Annotated in this window: 15 protein-coding genes; 5 read left to right on the forward strand and 10 right to left on the reverse strand. The window is 69.3% G+C overall.

Going from position 1 to position 18509, the window contains the following annotated elements; all coding sequences use genetic code 11:
* Nucleotides 1-16: 16 nt before the first annotated feature.
* From M6B22_RS08470 to M6B22_RS08480, 3 genes are read right to left on the reverse strand one after another with little or no spacing between them, the layout of a single operon-like run.
* Nucleotides 17-1096 carry an ABC transporter substrate-binding protein gene (locus tag M6B22_RS08470; protein ID WP_269445333.1) on the reverse strand — a complete coding sequence of 360 codons (1080 nt, stop codon included), beginning with the start codon at nucleotides 1094-1096 and terminating at the stop codon, nucleotides 17-19.
* 33 nt (nucleotides 1097-1129) lie between these two features.
* Entirely contained in the window at nucleotides 1130-2011 is an 882-nt protein-coding gene (locus M6B22_RS08475; RefSeq protein ID WP_269445334.1) for an ABC transporter permease, read from the reverse strand.
* Nucleotides 2008-2871: an ABC transporter ATP-binding protein gene (locus tag M6B22_RS08480; RefSeq protein WP_269445335.1), complete on the reverse strand. Its 864-nt coding sequence runs from the start codon at nucleotides 2869-2871 to the stop codon at nucleotides 2008-2010. Before M6B22_RS08480 ends, M6B22_RS08475 begins: the two co-directional genes overlap by 4 nt.
* A 240-nt stretch (nucleotides 2872-3111) precedes the next feature.
* On the opposite strand from M6B22_RS08480, the gene M6B22_RS08485 reads away from it, so the two are divergent.
* Nucleotides 3112-3588, forward strand: a complete 477-nt coding sequence (locus tag M6B22_RS08485) for a hypothetical protein (protein WP_269445336.1) — start codon at nucleotides 3112-3114, stop codon at nucleotides 3586-3588.
* 45 nt (nucleotides 3589-3633) lie between these two features.
* Here the strand turns inward: M6B22_RS08485 and guaA are convergent, their stop codons facing one another.
* The gene (gene guaA, locus M6B22_RS08490; RefSeq protein WP_269445337.1) at nucleotides 3634-5184 is read right to left on the reverse strand and encodes a glutamine-hydrolyzing GMP synthase; all 1551 of its coding nucleotides are present in this window, start codon (nucleotides 5182-5184) and stop codon (nucleotides 3634-3636) included.
* Between the two features lie 10 nt (nucleotides 5185-5194).
* The gene (locus M6B22_RS08495; RefSeq protein WP_269445338.1) at nucleotides 5195-6136 is read right to left on the reverse strand and encodes an oxidoreductase; all 942 of its coding nucleotides are present in this window, start codon (nucleotides 6134-6136) and stop codon (nucleotides 5195-5197) included.
* A gap of 58 nt (nucleotides 6137-6194) precedes the next feature.
* Between M6B22_RS08495 and M6B22_RS08500 the strand changes: the two genes are divergently transcribed.
* Nucleotides 6195-7184 (forward strand): magnesium transporter CorA family protein, encoded by a 990-nt coding sequence (locus M6B22_RS08500; RefSeq protein WP_269445339.1) that lies wholly within the window; start codon nucleotides 6195-6197, stop codon nucleotides 7182-7184.
* Between the two features lie 7 nt (nucleotides 7185-7191).
* On the opposite strand, the gene kynA is transcribed toward M6B22_RS08500, so the two are convergent.
* Nucleotides 7192-8031, reverse strand: coding sequence for a tryptophan 2,3-dioxygenase (gene kynA / locus M6B22_RS08505; protein ID WP_269445340.1), 840 nt, complete (start codon nucleotides 8029-8031; stop codon nucleotides 7192-7194).
* A gap of 150 nt (nucleotides 8032-8181) precedes the next feature.
* Here kynA and M6B22_RS08510 point away from each other — a divergent pair, with 150 nt between their 5' ends.
* A complete protein-coding gene (locus M6B22_RS08510) occupies nucleotides 8182-8628 on the forward strand; it encodes an Lrp/AsnC family transcriptional regulator (RefSeq protein ID WP_269445341.1) in 447 nt (148 codons plus the stop codon).
* Here M6B22_RS08510 and M6B22_RS08515 read toward each other — a convergent pair.
* The 4 genes from M6B22_RS08515 to guaB all read right to left on the reverse strand — a co-directional run bounded on the left by M6B22_RS08515 (nucleotide 8625) and on the right by guaB (nucleotide 14978).
* The gene (locus M6B22_RS08515; protein WP_407935667.1) at nucleotides 8625-11171 is read right to left on the reverse strand and encodes a bifunctional FO biosynthesis protein CofGH; all 2547 of its coding nucleotides are present in this window, start codon (nucleotides 11169-11171) and stop codon (nucleotides 8625-8627) included. The two genes, M6B22_RS08510 and M6B22_RS08515, sit on opposite strands and share 4 nt — an antisense overlap.
* 113 nt (nucleotides 11172-11284) lie before the next feature.
* Nucleotides 11285-12286, reverse strand: coding sequence for a glucose-6-phosphate dehydrogenase (coenzyme-F420) (gene fgd, locus M6B22_RS08520; protein ID WP_269445343.1), 1002 nt, complete (start codon nucleotides 12284-12286; stop codon nucleotides 11285-11287).
* Entirely contained in the window at nucleotides 12283-13416 is a 1134-nt protein-coding gene (locus M6B22_RS08525) for a GuaB3 family IMP dehydrogenase-related protein (protein ID WP_269445344.1), read from the reverse strand. Before M6B22_RS08525 ends, fgd begins: the two co-directional genes overlap by 4 nt.
* A gap of 44 nt (nucleotides 13417-13460) precedes the next feature.
* The gene (gene guaB / locus M6B22_RS08530; protein ID WP_331459801.1) at nucleotides 13461-14978 is read right to left on the reverse strand and encodes an IMP dehydrogenase; all 1518 of its coding nucleotides are present in this window, start codon (nucleotides 14976-14978) and stop codon (nucleotides 13461-13463) included.
* Between the two features lie 133 nt (nucleotides 14979-15111).
* Between guaB and M6B22_RS08535 the strand changes: the two genes are divergently transcribed.
* A complete protein-coding gene (locus M6B22_RS08535) occupies nucleotides 15112-15876 on the forward strand; it encodes an ABC transporter ATP-binding protein (RefSeq protein ID WP_269445345.1) in 765 nt (254 codons plus the stop codon).
* A gap of 5 nt (nucleotides 15877-15881) precedes the next feature.
* Complete coding sequence (locus tag M6B22_RS08540; RefSeq protein WP_269445346.1) at nucleotides 15882-18413, forward strand: ABC transporter permease; 2532 nt, start codon at nucleotides 15882-15884, stop codon at nucleotides 18411-18413.
* The last annotated feature ends 96 nt before the right edge of the window (nucleotides 18414-18509 follow it).

Below are 18509 nucleotides of genomic sequence, written 5' to 3' on the forward strand. Positions count from 1 at the left end.
GGCAGGTCAGGGTGGGTCAGCCGTCGGCGCCCGCCGGGGTTGTCGTCGGGGTGAAGCCTTCGAGCTTGTTCGCCTGCAGCGCGAAGCTGTTCGTGAACGTGTTCGCCAGGGTCACCTTCGAGACGTCGGTGCCGAGCGTCTTCTCCATCGCGTAGATGGTCTTCGGACCGTTGGCCGGCATGATGCCGTCCGGCAGGAACTGGCCCTTGTCGGTGGTGAGCCCCGCGATGTACTGCGCCTTGGTGATCGTGCTGTTCTGGACGAACTGCTGCGGCAGCTTGTTCGCGATGTCTTCGGCGGAGTGCGTGGCGATCCAGTGCATCGTCGCGACGAGGGCGTCAACCACCTTCTGCGCAGCCGCCTTGTGCGAGTCCACCCACGAGGACAGGGCCAGGACGCCTGCGGCCGGCCAGGCGCCGCCGAGTGCTGCGGTCGCACCCTGCGTGGTCGCCAGGTCGATCGCCGAGTAGCCGAGCTTCTTGGTCTCCAGTGCGCCGACGGTCGGCTGGGTGGTCATGACGCACGCCGCGCTGCCGCGCTGGATCGCCGCGATGGCGGTGGCACCGGCCCCCACCGCGAGGGTGTGGTAGTCCTTGCGGCTGATCCCCTGCTGCGATGCGAGGAACTGGGTCAGCTCGTCCGTGCCGGAACCCAGGTCGGTGACACCGAGGGTCTTGCCCTTGAAGTCCGCCGCGGAGTGGACGCCGCTGTCGTTGCCGCACATCTCGCGTTCGCCGGGAGCACCGGAGAGCTGCACGATGTCCTCGACCTCCTTGCCCTTGGACTGGAAGTCGATCGTGTGGATGTACCAGGCGCCGGCCATGTCGACCTGTCCCGAGGCCATCGCGTCCTCGGCACCGACGCCGCCGTTGACCTCCGTCGACAGCTTCACGTTCACGCCGTACTTCTTGTAGTAGCCGAGGTTCTGCGCGAGCTGGTACGGCAGGTAGATCTGCTTGTCGATGCCGCCGACCATGAGCTTGACGGTGGGCAGTGCCGAGCTGCCCTTCGTCCCGCTGGCACTGCTGGAACAGGCCGCGGTAGCCCCGAGGGCAAGCGCCCCGATGGCCGCGACCGTGATGGCGCGTCTGAACATGGGTGTTCCTTTCTGTTGGGTGGATCGAGCGGCTCAGATAGCCGTCGACTCCGAGTGACTGGGCGGCCGCCACGCCAGCACCCGCTTCTCGAGCAGGGTGAGCAGGAACTCGGCGACGAGCGTGACGACTGCCATGATCGCCATGCCGGCGAAGACCGTGTTCGGGTCGAACCGGTTCTGCGCCTGGGTGATCACCAGGCCCATGCCGCGCTGCGAACCGAGCACCTCGCCGACGAGCGCGCCGATGATGGCGAAGCCGAACGCGGTGTGCAGGCTTGCGATGATCCAGGTCAGCGCCGACGGGATGGTGACGTGCCGGGCGACCTGCAACGACGATGCGCCGAGCACCCGGACGTTCGCGACGAGGTTCGGGTTGACCTCGCGGACGCCCTGGTAGGCGTTGAAGAACACGATGAAGAACACCAACACCGCTGCGAGCAGCACCTTCGGGAAGGTGCCCAGCCCGAACGCCACCAGGAAGATCGATCCGAGGATGATCCGCGGAACGGCGTTCAGCACCTTGATGTAGGGGCTGAGGACGTCCGAGAGGAAGCGGTTCTGGCCCAACAGCAGGCCGAGCACCACGCCCGCCGCGGTGCCGAGGAAGAAGCCGTAGACGGCCTCCTTGAGCGTCACCGCGATGTCGTCCCAGATCGACCCGAACTCGGTGCCCTTCGTGAAGAGCGTCACCAGTGCGTCCCAGATCATCGACGGCTGGCCGAAGAAGAACTTGTCGACCCACTGCTCGGCGGTGCACAACTGCCAGCCACCGACGATGAACACAGCGAAGCCCAGCCGCGCGAGCCAGAGCAGCATGAGGCGGCGCCGCTTGGCCCGCCGCCCCGCGAGCTTGACGGCTGCGTCGCTCTCCAGCTGCGCCGGCTGCGCGAGCAGCACGTGCGGAATCGTGGTCATGCCGCTGCGCCTGACGTGCGTGCGTAGGCCCGTTCGACCTCTTCCTTCAGCGACGACCAGATCTGGTCCTGCAGCTCGAGGAAGCGCTGCTCGTGCCGGATCGCCTGGACCTCGCCGCGCGGCCGGGGCAGGTCGATGTCGAAGCTCTGCTTGATCGAGCCGGGGCTGCTCGTCATGATCAGCACCCGGTCGGCCAGGGCGACTGCTTCGTCCAGGTCGTGCGTGATGAACAGGACCGACGGGCGCAGCTGCTCCCACAACCCGAGCAGTTCGGTCTGCATGATCGCCTTGGTCTGCACGTCCAGCGCGCCGAACGGCTCGTCCATCAGCAGGATGCGGGGCGAGTTGATCAGGGCGGCGGCCATTGCCACGCGCTTGCGCATGCCGCCGGACAGCTGGTGCGGGTAGCGGTCCTCGAACCCGGACAGCCCGACGCGCCGCAACCAGTCGCGGGCGAGCGCGATCGCGTCCTTCTTGCCCATCCCGTTGAGGACGGGCCCGATCATCACGTTGCTGAGCACGTTCTTCCACGGGAACAGCGCGTCCGCCTGGAACATGAAACTGACGCCTTCGGTCACGCCGCGCACCTCGTGCCCGCCGACGCGTACCGAGCCGGCACTCGGCCGCTCCAGGCCGGACACCTGCCCGAGCGTCGTGGACTTGCCGCATCCGGTGGGGCCGACGATGGCACAGAACTGCCCCGGCTCGACGGTGAGCGATACGTCGTGGATCGCGGTGAACGGTTCGCCCGATCGGGTCATGAATCGCTTTGTCAGGTGGCTGATCTCGATGCGCGCCGCGCCTGTGGACGACGCGCCGGCCGATGCCGCGGCGTGGTGCTGCGGTGGTTTCGCGGCCATTGGGGGCTCCTTTGCTTCGCTGAGCCGGCGGGCGCGATGTGGCGCCGATCACCGGTGGAAGCAGACTCTAGGAACCCGCACCTGCCCGGGGCGCGCTTTAGAGAGCAGCGCGGCTTAGTCGCATACTTCGCCGTTGTGCTCGTTGTGCGCGCCGGCCGGCTACATGTGACCTTCGGCCCTACGGACGGTGCCGACCCGCTTCATAACCTGCAGGCACAAGGGAGCAAGGAGTGAGGACTCATGGCCGGCGAACGCGTCACCGTGCTCGAGCTGCGTGATCACCTGCAGTCGCACGTCCAGAACGAAGAAGCGATCCTCAACGAGTACGTCGAGGCCACCGACGGCACCCAGTCCAAGGCGTTGCGGTACCTCGTCGACCTGATCGTGAAGGACGAACGCCGGCACCACCAGATCTTCAGCGACCTGGCGGAGACCCTGCAGTATCAGGTCGGCGTCCCCGGTCCGGAGCTGGTGGTCCCCGACATGGACTTCGACCGTGCCGACGGTGCCGCGACGTCCGAGATCATCGAGCGGCTGCTTCGCTTCGAGCTGGAGGACAAGCGCGAGCTGAAGGAGCTACGCAAGAAGCTCAAGGCCTTCGAGGACTGGACGCTGCACGCGTTGCTCGTCGAGCTGATGCAGCGCGACACCGAGAAGCACATCGCGATCCTGAAGTTCGCGAAGAAGCACACCAACCGCAAGCGCCAACCGCGCTGACGGCAACGCAGTGCTTGCTTGATCTTGGGCCGTCCACCGGGTGTCCTACTCCCACTCGATGGTGCCGGGGGGCTTGGACGTCACGTCCAGCACTACCCGGTTCACCTCGCGCACCTCGTTGGTGATGCGGGTGGAGATGCGCTCCAGCACGTCGTAGGGCACCCGCGTCCAGTCGGCGGTCATCGCGTCCTCGGACGACACCGGCCGCAACACGACCGGGTGGCCGTAGGTGCGCCCGTCGCCCTGCACTCCCACCGAGCGGACGTCGGCGAGCAGCACGACCGGGCACTGCCAGATCTCGCGGTCCAGGCCGGCGGCGGACAGTTCGGCGCGGGCGATCGCGTCGGCGCGGCGCAGGATGTCCAACCGGGCCGCCGTGACCTCGCCGACGATGCGGATGCCGAGGCCGGGCCCGGGGAACGGCTGGCGCCAGATGATCTCGGCCGGCAGCCCGAGTTGCTCGCCCACCCGGCGCACCTCGTCCTTGAACAGCGCGCGTAGCGGCTCGACCAGCCCGAACTGCAGGTCGTCCGGCAGGCCCCCGACGTTGTGGTGCGACTTGATGTTCGCGGTGCCGGTGCCGCCGCCGGACTCGACGACGTCCGGGTACAGCGTGCCCTGCACGAGGAAGTCGACCGAGTCGCCGCCGCTGACCACCTCGCGGGCAGCCAGCTCGAAGACCCGGATGAACTCGCGGCCGATGATCTTGCGCTTCTCCTCCGGATCGCTGACGCCGGCCAGCGCGGCGAGGAACCGGTCCTGCGCGTGCACGACCTTCAGCCGCACCCCGGTCGCCGCGACGAAGTCACGCTCCACCTGCTCGGGCTCGCCGGCCCGTAGCAGCCCGTGGTCGACGAACACGCAGGTGAGCTGGTCGCCGATCGCCCGCTGCACCAGCGCCGCCGCGACTGCCGAGTCGACGCCACCGGACAGCGCGCACAGCACCTGTTTGCCGCCGACCTGCGAACGGATCGCGGCCACCTGCTCGTCGATGATGTTCGCCTCGGTCCAGCTCGGGCGGGCACCGGCGACGTCGTACAGGAAGTGCGTCAGGATGGCCTGGCCGTGCTCGGAGTGCAGCACCTCCGGGTGGAACTGGACGCCCGCCAGCCCGCGCTCGGTGCACTCGAAGGCGGCGACCGGAGCGCCGGACGTGCTTGCGGTGACGGTGAATCCGGCCGGTGCGGCAGTGACCGCGTCGCCGTGACTCATCCACACCTGCTGCTCAACGGGCAGGCCGCGCAGCAGCACCCCGCCGCCGGTGACGTGCAGCGCGGTACGTCCGAACTCCGAACCGCCGGTATGGGCGACCTCGCCGCCGAGTGCCTGGGTCATCGACTGGAAGCCGTAGCAGATGCCGAACACCGGCACGCCCGCCTCGAACAGTGCCGGATCGGTGCGCGGCGCGCCGTCGGTGTAGACGCTGGCAGGCCCGCCGGACAGGATGATCGCCTTCGGCTCGCGGGCGAGCAGCTCGGCGACCGGCATCGTGTGCGGCACGATCTCGGAGTACACGTGCGCCTCGCGCACCCGCCGGGCGATCAACTGCGCGTACTGAGCCCCGTAGTCGACGACGAGGACGAGATCGGCCCGCATGCCGAGCAGTCTACGGACTGCGGTTCACCGGGTTGCCGTTCGGCCAGGGGTAGATGAAGCCGGTCAGCTCCTCGCTGAGCAGCCACAGCCGGTGCGCGAGCTTCTCGTCCTGCGCCTGCTCGGACAGCCGGGCCAGGCCGAGCGGTCCGCGTGTCTCGCCGAGACGCTGCGGACCCACGTACGAGCCCGGCGTCGCCTCGGTCACCGCGTACAGCGCTGCCCGCGCACCGGCCGCTGCCGGCTGGGTGAACAGCTTGAGGAACACCGGCGCCGCAACGCGCATGAGCCGGGTCGCGCCCATGCCCTCCGGGTCGCTGGCCAGGCCGGTGGCCGACACACCGGGGTGCGCGGCGACCGAGATCAGCGGCAGCCCACGCGCATCGGCTTCGCGCTGCAGCTCGAGGGCGAAGAGCAGGTTGGCCAGCTTGGAGTTCGAGTAGGTCGCCTGCGGGTCGTACGGCCCGTCCGCGTTGCCGCCGAGGACGGCGTCGGTGCCGGCGCGGTGCGCGATGGACGCGACGGTGACGACCCGTGGCGCCGGCGCCTTCAGCAGCGAGTGCAACAGCAGGCCGGTCAGCACGTAGTGCCCCAGGTGGTTGGTGCCGAACTGCAACTCGAAGCCGTCGCGGGTCCGGGACCTCTTCGGCGGCGCCATCACCCCGGCGTTGTTGATCAGGACGTCCAGCGGCTCGGTCCAGCCGTCGCAGAACCCGCGAACGGACTCCATCGAGGCAAGATCGAGTTCGCGGACCTCCAGCCGGGCTGACGGCACCGCGGCGCGGATCCGGTCCGCCGCACGCTCACCGCGGCGCACGTCACGCACCGCGAGCACGACCCGGGCATGGTGCGCGCTGAGCTCGCGCGCGGTGTGCCAGCCGATGCCGGAGTTTCCTCCGGTGACCACCACGGTGCGGCCACCCAAATCGGGCAACTGCGCCGCCGTCCACTTCATCCATGGAAACTTACGCGTTCTGGGCTCAAGTGCACGTTAGACCAGGCAGACTGAGCGCGTGTCAGAGTCGAGCGTGCGTACCCGCGTGTGGCGCAACGGGCAACTGGAGAGCGAACACATCGAGTTCGACCAGGTGTCCGACTTCCTCGCGCAGCCGGACTGCTTGGTCTGGGCCGACCTGTGCAACCCGGACGACGAGCTGCTCGCCAAGCTCGCCAAAGAGCTGGAACTGGACCCGCACGCGATCGAGGATGCCCGTGACGAGCACGAGCGGCCGAAGGCGATGCGTTACGCGACCCACATGTTCCTGACCACGAACGCGATCCGGTACGACGCGAACTCGGGCGAACTCGTGTCCACCAGGGTTTCGGCGTTCACGCTCCAGCGCGGGTTCTTCACGGTGCGCCTGGACGACGCCTTCGACATCTCCAGCGTCGTGCAGCGGTGGGACGACAATGCGGACCTGATCAAGTACGGACCGCGCGCGCTCATCCACGGCCTGCTCGACGAGATCGTCGACGGCTACTTCCAGACGGTCGAATCGCTCGACGACGGGATCGAGGAGCTGGAGGACGACCTGTTCGACGAGAACAGCAATGCCGCCCGCCAGCTGCAGCGGCGCACGTTCGCGCTGCGCAAGTCGCTCGTCGAGGTCCGCCGCACGGTCCTGCCGATGCGCGAGGTCGTCAACACGGCGATGCGGCGGGTCAACGAAAGCGACCACAATGCCGAGCTTGCGCCGTACTACGAGGACCTCTACGACCACGTGCTGCGCGCGGCCGAGTGGACCGAGTCGCTGCGCGACATGATCTCGTCGGTCTTCGAGACGAACATGGCGCTCGCCGACCTGCGGATGAATCTGATCATGAAGAAGCTGACGTCCTGGGCGGCGATCATCGCGGTGCCGACCGCGATCACCGGGTTCTACGGGCAGAACGTGCCCTACCCGGGTTTCGGGCACGAGTGGGGCGTCTGGGCCAGCGTGGCGTCGATCCTGCTGATCGCGCTCGCGCTGTACGGGCTGTTCAAGCGCAAGGACTGGCTGTAGCGGCGCCTCAGGTCCCGATCGAGGTGCGTACCGACAGCAGTTCGGGGAAGAACGTCAGTTCCAGCGCGCGCCGCAGGAACGCGACGCCGGACGAGCCGCCGGTGCCCTTCTTGTAGCCGATGATCCGCTCGACGGTCTTCACGTGCCGGAACCGCCATTGCTGGAACAGGTCCTCGACGTCGACGAACTCCTCGGCCGTCTCGTACTCGGCCCAGTGCTGCTCGGGGTCGGCGTAGATCTGCCGGAACACCTCGACGACGCCGTCAGATGCCGTGTACGGCTGCGACCAGTCCCGCTCGACGACGTCGGCCGGGACGCCGAACCCGCGCCGGGCGAGGAAGCGCAGGAACTCGTCGTACAGGCTGGGCGCGTTCAGGTCGGCGGCGAGTTGCTCGTGCGCCGCCGGGTCGTGCGCGAACACCTTGAGCATCGCGGCGTTCTTGTTGCCGAGCAGGAACTCCACCGTGCGGTACTGCAGCGACTGGAAGCCCGACGCGGGGCCGAGCCGGTCGCGGAACTGGGCGTACTCGATCGGGGTGAGCGTCGCCAGCACCGACCACTGCTCGAGCAACTGCTTCTGGATGTGCTTGACCCGCGCGATGCGCTTGAGGGCGGGCGGGAGGTCGTCCACCCGGATCAGCTCCATCGCCGACCGCAGCTCGTGGATCACCAGCTTGAGCCAGAGCTCGGACACCTGATGCTGGATGATGAACAGCATCTCGTCGTGATGCTCGGACACCGGATGCTGCGCGCTCAGCAGCCGGTCCAGGTCCAGGTAGCCGGCGTACGTCAGCCGTCCCTGCAGGTCGGTGGTGACCGTTTCCTCGAGCTCACGCACGTTCGTCATCTGGCCTCGGCTTCCTGATTCGCCCCTTCCCCCCATCGTGCCCTGTCCGGGCGACCGGCGGGACCCGCGAACGGCACTGTCCTTGGGGCCCTAGAGTTGCCGAATGCAAGCTCCTTCACCCGATCGGGTTTGCAGACGGGAGCTGAGATCGTGGACCAGGTCGACCGCAGCCTGCTCGCCGAGCTGCAAGCAGATGGCCGGTTGTCCTTCAACGAGCTGTCCCGCCGGGTGCACCTGTCCTCCCCCGCGGTGGCCGAGCGGGTGCGCCGGCTCGAGGAGACCGGCACGCTGACCGGGTACCACGCGCACGTCGACACCCGGCAGGTCGGCTGGCCGGTGCTCGCCCTGGTGCTGATGGACTGTTACGGCCCGCGCTGCGTGCTGCAGGACGAGCAGCTGCTGGCCTGGCCGAAGATCCTGGAGGTGCACCGGGTCACCGGCGAGCACTGCAGCCTGCTCAAGGTGGTCGGCACCTCGATCGAGGACTACGAGCAGACCGTCGACCGGCTCGGCAGCGCCGGGCCGCTGTCCAGCATGATGGTGCTCTCCTCACCGCTACCGTGGCGCGCGGTCGAGCCGCCGCCGGCCGAGGGCTAGCCCGCCAGGCTGGGCAGCACCCCGGTGTACGCACGCGCCGCGGCGTGCCGCTCCTCGCTCACCGGCCCGTAAGTGGTGTCGCGCTGGCGGACGGTGCGACCCGGCAGCGCCGAGACGATCTCCTCGAGCTGCGCGACCGTCTTCGCCGAGCCGTGCTGGCTGCCGGCCATCCGGCTGATCGTCTCCTCCATCAGCGTGCCGCCGAGGTCGTTCACACCGCCGCGCAAGAGCACCCGCGATCCGTCGATGCCGAGTTTGACCCACGAGCACTGGATGTTGTCGATCCGCCCGTGCAGCAGGATGCGCGCCATCGCGTGCACGACCCGGTTCTCCCGCATCGTCGGACCGGGGCGCGCGACGCCGGCGAGGTAGATCGGCGCATTCGTGTGGATGAACGGCAGGCCGACGAACTCGGTGAACCCGCCGGTCCGGTCCTGGATGCGGGCGAGCGTGCGGAAGTGGCCGAGCCAGTGCGCCGGGTTGTCGACGTGGCCGTACATCATCGTCGAGCTGGACCGGATCCCGAGCTCGTGCGCGGTCGTGACCACCTCGATCCAGGTGGACGCCGGCAGCTTGCCCTTGGTCAGCAGCCAGCGCACGTCGTCGTCCAGGATCTCGGCGGCCGTCCCGGGGATCGTGCCGAGCCCGGACTCCTTCGCCTTGGCGAGCCAGTCGCGGATCGACAGGCCGGTCCGCGCCGCGCCGTTGACGACCTCCATCGGGCTGAACGCGTGCACATGCATGTCCGGCGTGCGCCGCTTGACCTCGGCGGCGATGTCGAAGTACGCGGTGCCGGGCAGGTCCGGGTGGATGCCGCCCTGCATGCACACCTCGGTCGCGCCCAGCGCCCACGCCTCCTCGGCGCGCCGGCCGATCTCGTCCAGCGACAGCGTGTACGCGTCGGCGTCGGTGCGCCGCTGCGCGAAGGCACAGAACCGGCAGCCGGTGTAGCAGACGTTGGTGAAGTTGATGTTCCGGTTGACGATGTAGGTGACCTCGTCGCCGACCACGTCGCGGCGCAGGTCGTCGGCCAGCGCGGCGACCGCGTCCAACTCGGCACCGTCGGCGTGCAGCAGTGCGAGCGCGTCGGCGTCGGACAGGCCGACGCCGTTGTTGTCCTGCACGGCACGCTCGGCGGCGCGGAGCGCGGCGGCGACGTCGGCGTCCAGGCGCACCGGCGCGCTGGTGCGGGCCACCTCGGCGCGCACCGCATCCCAGTCGCCGTAGACGCTGTCGAAGTCGGCACGCCGGTCGGACGTGCGGCCACTCGTGTCGATCGCGGTGTGCAGATCGATCCGCCCGACGGACAGCTCGGCGCGCCAGGCGTCGTCCGGCACCTGCCAGGCAATCCCCTGCGGCTCAACGCCTTCGCGCGCCAGTCCGGTGGCCGGATCGGCGAGGGCGGTGACGTGCGGCAGGATCCGCGGGTCCAGCCACGGCTCGCCGGCCCGCACGTACGGCGGGTACACGGTGAGCCGCTCGACGAGCCGGAAGCCGTTCTCCGCCGAGTGCGCGGCGAGCTCGTCGATCTGCGGCCAGGGACGTTCCGGGTTGACGTGGTCCGGCGTCAGTGGCGACACCCCACCCCAGTCGTCGATGCCGGCACGCAACAGCAGCGCGTACTCCTCACCGATCAGGTTCGGCGGCGCCTGGATGCGCACCGACGGGCCGAGCAGCAACCGGCTCACGGCAACCGTGGCAGCCAGGTCGTCGATCTCGGCGTCGGCCATCCGCGCCATCGCGGTGTCCGGCTTCGCGCGGAAGTTCTGCACGATCACTTCCTGCACGCCGTTGTAGGCGCGCGCGACCTTGCGGATCGCGAAGATCGACTCGACCCGTTCGGCGAGCGTCTCGCCGATGCCGATCAGGATGCCGGTCGTGAACGGGACGTTCGAGCGGCCGGCGTCCTCGAGCACCCGCAGCCGCACCGCGGGGTCCTTGTCCGGCGAGCCGTAATGCGCACCGTGCGGGTCTTCGTACAGCCGCCGGGACGTCGTCTCCAGCATCATCCCCATCGACGGCGCCACCGGCTTGAGCCGCTGCAGCTCCGCCCAGGACATGACGCCCGGGTTCAGGTGCGGCAGCAGGCCGGTGCGCTCGAGCACCAGGATCGCCATCGCGCGCACGTAGGCCAGCGTCGAGTCGTAGCCGTGCGCGTCCAGCCACTCGCGCGCCTGCGGCCAACGCTCCTCGGGGCGATCCCCCAGGGTGAACAGCGCTTCCTTGCAGCCGAGCGCCGCACCCTGCTGGGCGATCGCCAGCACCTCGTCCGGCGTGAGGTACAGCGACTCGAGCCGGTTCGGGGTGGTGGCGAACGTGCAGTAGTGGCAGCGGTCGCGGCACAGCCGCGTCAGCGGGATGAACACCTTGCGCGAGTAGGTGACCACGCCGGGACGCCCGGCAGCCGCCAGTCCCTGGTCGCGCACCCGCGCCGCCGACGTCAGCAGATCATCGAGGTCCGACCCACGTGCCGTCAGCAGGATCTCCGCCTCGGTCGCGTCGAGCGCGACCCCGTCCCGCGCGCGGCGCAGCGCGCGCCGCAAAGCCGAGGAAGTCACGTGAACTCCTTGCAAAGGTGGCCGGCGACTTCCGCTCGGTGGCTACATGCGGTGGAACTCCGGGTGGACTCCCCATCCCGGGACTTGGCAACCCAACGCTACAACACGCGTAGCCGGGGCAGGATCTCCTCGCCGTAGAGCTTGAGGAACTTGGCCTGGTCCGGGCCGGGGGCGTGGAAGACGAGGTGGTTGAAGCCGAGGTCGAGGTAGGTCTTGATCTTCTGCACGTGCTCGTCCGGGTCGGTGGACACGATGAACCGTTTCGCGGTCTGCTCCACCGACAGCGCGTCGGCCAGCCGCTGCATCTCGACCGGGTCCTCGACGCCCTGCTTCTGCTCCGGCGTCAGCCCCAGCGCCCCCCAGAAATGCGTCGCGGCCATCGCGGCATCCCGGTCGTGATCGAAGGACACCTTCACCTCGATCATCATCTCCAGGTCCGCCACCTGACGGCCCGCCTTCTCGGCACCCTCGGTCACCGCCGGCAACAGCGTGTCGGTGTACAGCGCCGGATCCTTGCCCGAGGTGGTGATGTACCCGTCACCGGCACGACCGGCGAACCGGGTCGCCGCCGGACCCGACGCGGCCAGCCACAGCGGCACCGGCTCATCCGGACGGTCGTAGATCGTTGCCTTGTCGGTGCGGTAGAAGTCGCCCTCGAACGTCACCCGCTCCCCGGCCCACAGCGCCCGGATCAGCCGCACCGCCTCCCGGAACCGCGCGAACCGCTCCTTGCCGTCGGGCCACACCAGCCCCAACGGCACCTCGTTCATCGACTCACCGCTACCCATCCCCAACACCACCCGCCCCGGGAACAAGCACCCCAACGTCGCGAACGCCTGCGCCACGATCGCCGGGTGATACCGGAACGTCGGCGTCAACACGCTCGTCCCGATCGTGACCCGCTCGGTACGCGCCCCCAACGCCGCCAACCAGGTCATCGCGAACGGCGCATGCCCACCCTCATGCCGCCACGGCTGCAGATGATCGGACACGAACACCGAATCAAACCCACACTCCTCGGCCAACACCCCGTACGACAACAGCTCCCGCGGCGCGAACTGCTCGTTCGACGCCTTGTACCCGAACCTAATCGCGTTCATCGCTGCCCTCCGGAGACGATCAGTTCGACCTTCTGGAACTCCTTGAGCGTGGAGTAGCCACACTTGCCGATCACGCGCCGCACGGCACCGAACAGGTTGCGTTCGCCGCTCGGGTCGGACGTCGGCCCGTCGATCAGCTCTTCCAGCGACGGGCGCTCCGCGGGCTCGAGCCCGAGGTCGACCACCGCCGAGCGGGGCACCCGCGGGTGCGCGGCGGTCGCGTCCCAGTACCGGCCGTCGCCCGGCGCCTCTGCCGCGACGGCGAGCGCCTCCCCGAGCATGACGGCGTCGGCTCCGCAGGCGAGCGCCTTCGCGATGTCGCCACCGGTGGCCAGGTCGCCGTACGCGACCAGGTGCACGTAGCGCCCGCCGGTCTCGTCCAGGTAGTCGCGGCGGGCGGCCGCGGCGTCGATCAGCGCGGTCGCCATCGGCACGTCGATGCCCAGCGCGGCGTGCGTGGTCGAGCCCAGGTGGGCGCCGTAGCCGATGATCACGCCGGCCGCCCCGGTACGCATCAGGTGCAGCGCGGTCCGGTAGTTGGTGACACCGCCGACGAGCACGGGTACGTCGAGGTCGGCGATGAACGTCTTCAGGTTCAGGCCCTGACCGTCCGGCCCGGGTTCGCTCGCCGCGACGTGTTCGGCGGAGATCACCGTGCCCTGGATGACGAGCAGGTCGACGCCCTCGGCGAGCACGTGCGGCGCGAGTTCGACGGTGTGCTGCGGCGACAGCCGGACCGCCACGCGGACGCCGGACGAGCGCAGCTCGGCCACCCGGCGGCGAAGCAGGTCGGGCACGACCGGCGCGGAGTAGACACGCTGCAACGTGGCGTTGTCGGCGTCCAAGCCGGCCAGTTCGCCGGCGGCGTCCTCGTACCGCGCCCAGAGCCCCTCGCCGTCGAGTACCGCCAGCCCGCCGAGCCGCTCGATCTCGACCGCCGTCCGCGGCGACACGAGCGCGTCCGTCGGCGCCGCGACCAGCGGCAGGTCGAAGGTGTGCGCGTCGATCTGCCATGCGGCGGAGACCACGGACGAGCCGCGGGTGCGCCGCATCGGGACCAGCGCGATCTCGTCGAGGTGGTAGCCGCGCCGCGCGCTTCGCCCCAGCCCGATCTCCACGGTGTCCGGCATAGTCACTGAGTCTGCCGTACCGCCCTACCGGAGCGGGCGGGCGGCTACCGCGAGCTGTAGTTGGGGGCCTCCACGATGCCCTGGATGTCGTGCGGGTGCGACTCCTTCAGGCTGGCCTGGGTGATCCGCACGAAGCGTCCCTTGTCCTGCAGTTCGGCGATCGTGCGGGCCCCGACGTAGAACATCGACTGCCGCAGCCCTCCGATCAGCTGGTGCGAAACGGCGGCGAGCGGCCCGCGGTAGGCCACCCGGCCCTCGATGCCTTCGGGGATCAGCTGGTCGTCGCTGGTCACCTCGGCCTGGAAGTAGCGGTCCTTGGAGAAGGACTTCTTGCCCCGCGAGCTCATCGCGCCGAGCGAGCCCATGCCGCGGTACGACTTGTACTGCTTGCCGTTGACGAAGATCAGCTCGCCGGGGGACTCGTCGCAGCCGGCGAGCAGCGAGCCGAGCATCACCGTGTCGGCACCGGCCACGATCGCCTTGGCCAGATCGCCCGAGTACTGGATGCCGCCGTCGGAGATGACCGGGACGCCCGCGGCCTTGCAGGCCAGCGCCGCTTCGTACACCGCAGTCACCTGGGGCGCGCCGACGCCCGTCACGATGCGGGTGGTGCAGATGGAGCCCGGCCCGACGCCCACCTTGACGGCGTCCGAACCGGCGTCGACGAACGCCTGGGCCCCGGCCCGGGTGGCGACGTTGCCGCCGATCAACTGGACGCCCCTGGTGGCCGGATCCGACTTGAGCCGGCGCACCATGTCCAGCAGCAGGCGCACGTGCCCGTGCGCGGTGTCGGCGACCAGCACGTCGACACCTGCCTCGATCAGCGTGGTGGCGCGCTCCCATGCGTCGCCGAAATAGCCGATCGCCGCACCGACCATCAACCGGCCGTGCGCGTCCTTGGAGGCGTTGGGGAACTGCTCGGACTTGACGAAGTCCTTGACCGTGATCAGCCCGGCCAGCCGGCCCTGCTCGTCGAGCAGCGGCAGCCGCTCGCGCTTGTGCTGGCGCAAGATCGCGGTGGCGTCCTCGTGCGAGATGCCGACCGGCGCGGTGACCAGCGGCATCCGGGTCATCACCTCGTCGACCTTGGTGGTGGCCCATTCGGCGACCGGGACGAAACGCAGGTCGCGGTTGGTGATGATCCCCAGCAGGCGCTGGTCGCCGTCGACGACGGGAGCGCCGGAGATCCGGTACTCCCCGCACACCTCGTCCAACTGCTCCAGGGTGGCGTCCGGGCCGATCGTCACCGGGTTCGGGATCAGCCCCGTCTGGGTGCGCTTGACCAGGTCGACCTGGTACGCCTGGTCGGCGATGGACAGGTTGCGGTGCAGCACGCCGAGGCCGCCCTGGCGGGCCATCGCGATCGCCATCCGCGACTCGGTCACGGTGTCCATCGCCGCCGACAGCAGCGGCACCGCGAGCGAGATCTCCCGGGTGAGCCGCGACCTGGTGTCCACCTCGGACGGCACCACGTCGGTCTCACCGGGAAGCAGCAGCACATCGTCGAAGGTCAGGCCGAGAGCGGCGAACTTCGGGGGCAGGCCGTCGATGGCGTCAGGCAACGGAACTCTCCTTCACTGCCGTCAGTTCAGTCTAGTGGAGGGCTGACACCCCGATGACCCGGGACAAATGTCAGGGTCGACTGGGGGGGAAACCCAATGGCGCCGCCCGCTGCAGACCCCGACCCTGGAAGGCATGACGAGACCGATGTCCCCGATGCACACCACCGAAGTCGGCGCACCCGCGGCCACCGCGATCGACGTGGTCAAGCTGTACGGATCGGGCGAGACGGCGGTGCGCGCCCTCGATCACGTCAGCGTCGAACTGGTTCGCGGCGAGTTCACCGCGATCATGGGCCCGTCCGGCTCGGGCAAGTCGACCCTGATGCACTGCCTCGCCGGGCTGGACACCGTCACCTCGGGCGTCGTGCTCATCGGTGACGTCGAACTGTCCGGGCTCTCGGACAAGAGGATGACCGCGCTGCGGCGGGACCGCATCGGCTTCGTGTTCCAGGCGTTCAACCTGGTGCCCACGCTGACCGCGCTGGAGAACATCACGCTGCCGATCGACATCGCCGGGCGCAAGGTCGATCAGCAGTGGCTGGACACCGTGGTGATGACGCTGGGCCTGCGCGACCGCCTGGCGCACCGGCCCAGCGAGTTGTCCGGCGGCCAGCAGCAGCGCGTCGCGGTCGCCCGCGCCCTGGCCAGCAAGCCGGAGCTGATCTTCGGCGACGAGCCCACCGGCAACCTCGACTCGCGCACCAGCGGCGAGGTGATGGGGATCTTGCGCGAATCGGTCGACACCCTCGGCCAGACCGTCGTGATCGTCACGCACGACCCGCGGGCCGCCTCGTACGCCGACCGGGTGCTGTTCCTGGCCGACGGCAAAATCGTGGACGAACTGCGCTCGCCCGATGCCGATGCCGTCTTCGACCGCATGAAGACGCTGGAGAAGTAGCACCGATGGCCAACGCGATGCGGAGGGTGAGCGTCCGCAACCTGCGCGCACACAAGGTCCGCCTGCTGCTCACGCTGATCTCGGTCATCCTCGGTACCGCGTTCGTCGCGGGTTCGTTCGTGTTCACCGACACGCTCAAGGGCAGCTTCGACAAGATCTTCACCACCGCGACCAAGGGCATCGACGCGCAGGTGAAGCCGCGGCACGAGTACAGCGCGGGCGTGCCGATCAGCCTGGCCGACAAGGTCCGCTCGCTCGACGGGGTGCGCGCGGTGCAGCCCGAGATCACGGCGCCCGCCGTGCTGGTGAACAGTGCGGGCAAGCGCGTCGACCCGGGCGGCGCCCCCAGCCAGGCCGGCGCCTGGACGACGGCGGCCGATTCGCTCACCACGCCGCCGAGCTTCGTCTCCGGCCGGGCACCGAGCGGGCCGGACGAAGTCGTCGTCAACCAGAGCGCGGCGAAGAAGGGGCACCTGCACACCGGCGATCACGCCAAGGTGGTGCTGCCCAATACCGGCGTCCAGGACGTCACCGTCAGCGGCATCTACCACTCGGACACCGACACCGGCGGGTACATCGGCGTGCTGTTCACCGAGCAGCGGGCGGTCTCGCTGCTCACGGACGGCGCGCACTACACCGCGCTGGACATCGCGGCCGACTCCGGCGTCTCGCAGCGACAACTGGCTGACCGGATCGCCACGATCACGCCGTCGACGCTGGAGGTCAAGACCGGCCAGCAGGTGCGCGACGACGCGACGGAGGGCGTCACCGCCGCGCTGTCGTTCGTGAACTACATCCTGTTCGCGTTCGGCGTGATCGGCCTGATAGTCGGCACCTTCATCATCTACAACACCTTCTCAATGCTGATCGCCCAGCGGCTGCGCGAACTCGCCCTGCTGCGCGCGATCGGCGCCAGCCGCAAGCAGATCCGCCGCTCGGTCGTGCTCGAGGCGGCGATCATCGGACTGATCGGCAGCCTGCTCGGCCTGGCCGGCGGCGTCGGACTCGCCTACGGCCTGCACGCGCTGCTGGATGCGCTGGACCTCGGGCTCCCGTCCGGCGGGCTGGTCCTCTCGCCGCGAACCGTCATCGTGTCGGTGCTGCTGGGCACCGGGGTGACCCTTCTCTCGGCATACGCCCCGGCCCGGCGAGCCGCGAAGACACCGCCGGTTGCCGCCATGCGCGAGGAGTTCGCGTCGGCGAGCCCGGCGAGCATGCGTCGCCGGATCCTGATCGGACTGGTCTGCGGGCTGCTCGGCGTCGCGGCGACGGTCGGCGGTTTCGCCAGTTCGTCGGCGGGCAGCAGCGCCGGGTTGACCGGGCTCGGCCTGGTCGGCGTCTGCGCCGGCACGATGCTGCTGTCGCCGGTGCTCGCCCGCTGGATCATCTCGCCACTGGGCCGTCTGGTGGGGCGTCCGTTCGGGACCGTCGGGCGGCTCGCGCGCACGAACGCGGTGCGCAACCCGCGACGCACTGCCGCGACTGCGTTCGCGTTGACCCTCGGGCTGCTGCTCGTCAGCGGCATCGCGGTGATCGGCGCGTCGATGAAGTCGAGCATCAACGCGCTGTTCGACAACAACGTCAAGGCCGACTACATCCTCACCACGAAGATCCAGCTGAACGTCCCCGCCCCGGCGGCAGCCGCGGCCGCCAAGGTCAACGGCGTGCAGTCACTCACCGAACTGCACGACCTGGACGCGCTGGTGAACGGCAAGCGGCACCGCGGCACCGGTGTCGACGGTCCGCTCACGCCGGTCTTCAACATCCACATGGTGCAGGGCAACTACGACGTGTCCGGGAACGGCATGGTGGTCAGCAAGACCGCGGCAAAGGACAACGGCTGGACGATCGGCGATCCCCTGGTGTTCTCGCGGCCGGGCGGCGCGCGCGTCACCGAGAAGGTCACCGGCATCTACGAGGACAGTCAGCTGCTCGGCCCGTACCTGGTCAACGGCGATGCCTACCGTGCGCTCGTGCCCAAGAACGAGTGGGCGGACATGGTCGCGCTCGTGCAGGCCGCGCCCGGCACCGACAGCGCGGCGTTGAAGCAGGGTCTCGAGGCGGCGACCAACGACTACTACGTGGTCGACGTGAACACTCGCGACGAGTTCAAGGGGCAGATCGCCAGCCAGGTGAACGGCCTGCTCGGGCTGCTCTACGGCCTGCTCGGCCTGGCCATCGTGATCGCGATCCTTGGGATCATCAACACCCTTGCGCTGTCGGTGGTGGAACGGCGCCGCGAGATCGGGATGCTGCGTGCGGTCGGCATGCAACGCAAGCAGGTGCGGCGCACGGTGTACCTGGAATCGGCGCTGATCGCGGTGTTCGGGGCCGTGCTGGGCCTGGTGATCGGGCTGGTCTACGGTTCGCTGTTCACCCACACGCTGCGTGATCAGGGGCTGGATCACCTGAGTGTGCCGTTCGGGCAGAGTGCGCTGTTCCTGGTGCTCTCGGCGGTGGTCGGCGTGCTGGCCGCGCTGTGGCCGGGGATCCGTGCGGCGCGGACCAAGCCGCTGGAGGCGATCGCCGAGGCGTAGCTCGTGCCTCCTCGTCCCGGCAAGTCGACACTGACGTTCCAGCCGGACCTCGCGCCGCGCTGATGCGGTTCCGCAATGGGGAGACGCGCCCCAGGC

Source organism: Jatrophihabitans cynanchi, from assembly GCF_027247405.1.
Classification (GTDB): Bacteria; Actinomycetota; Actinomycetes; order Mycobacteriales; family Jatrophihabitantaceae; genus Jatrophihabitans_B; species Jatrophihabitans_B cynanchi.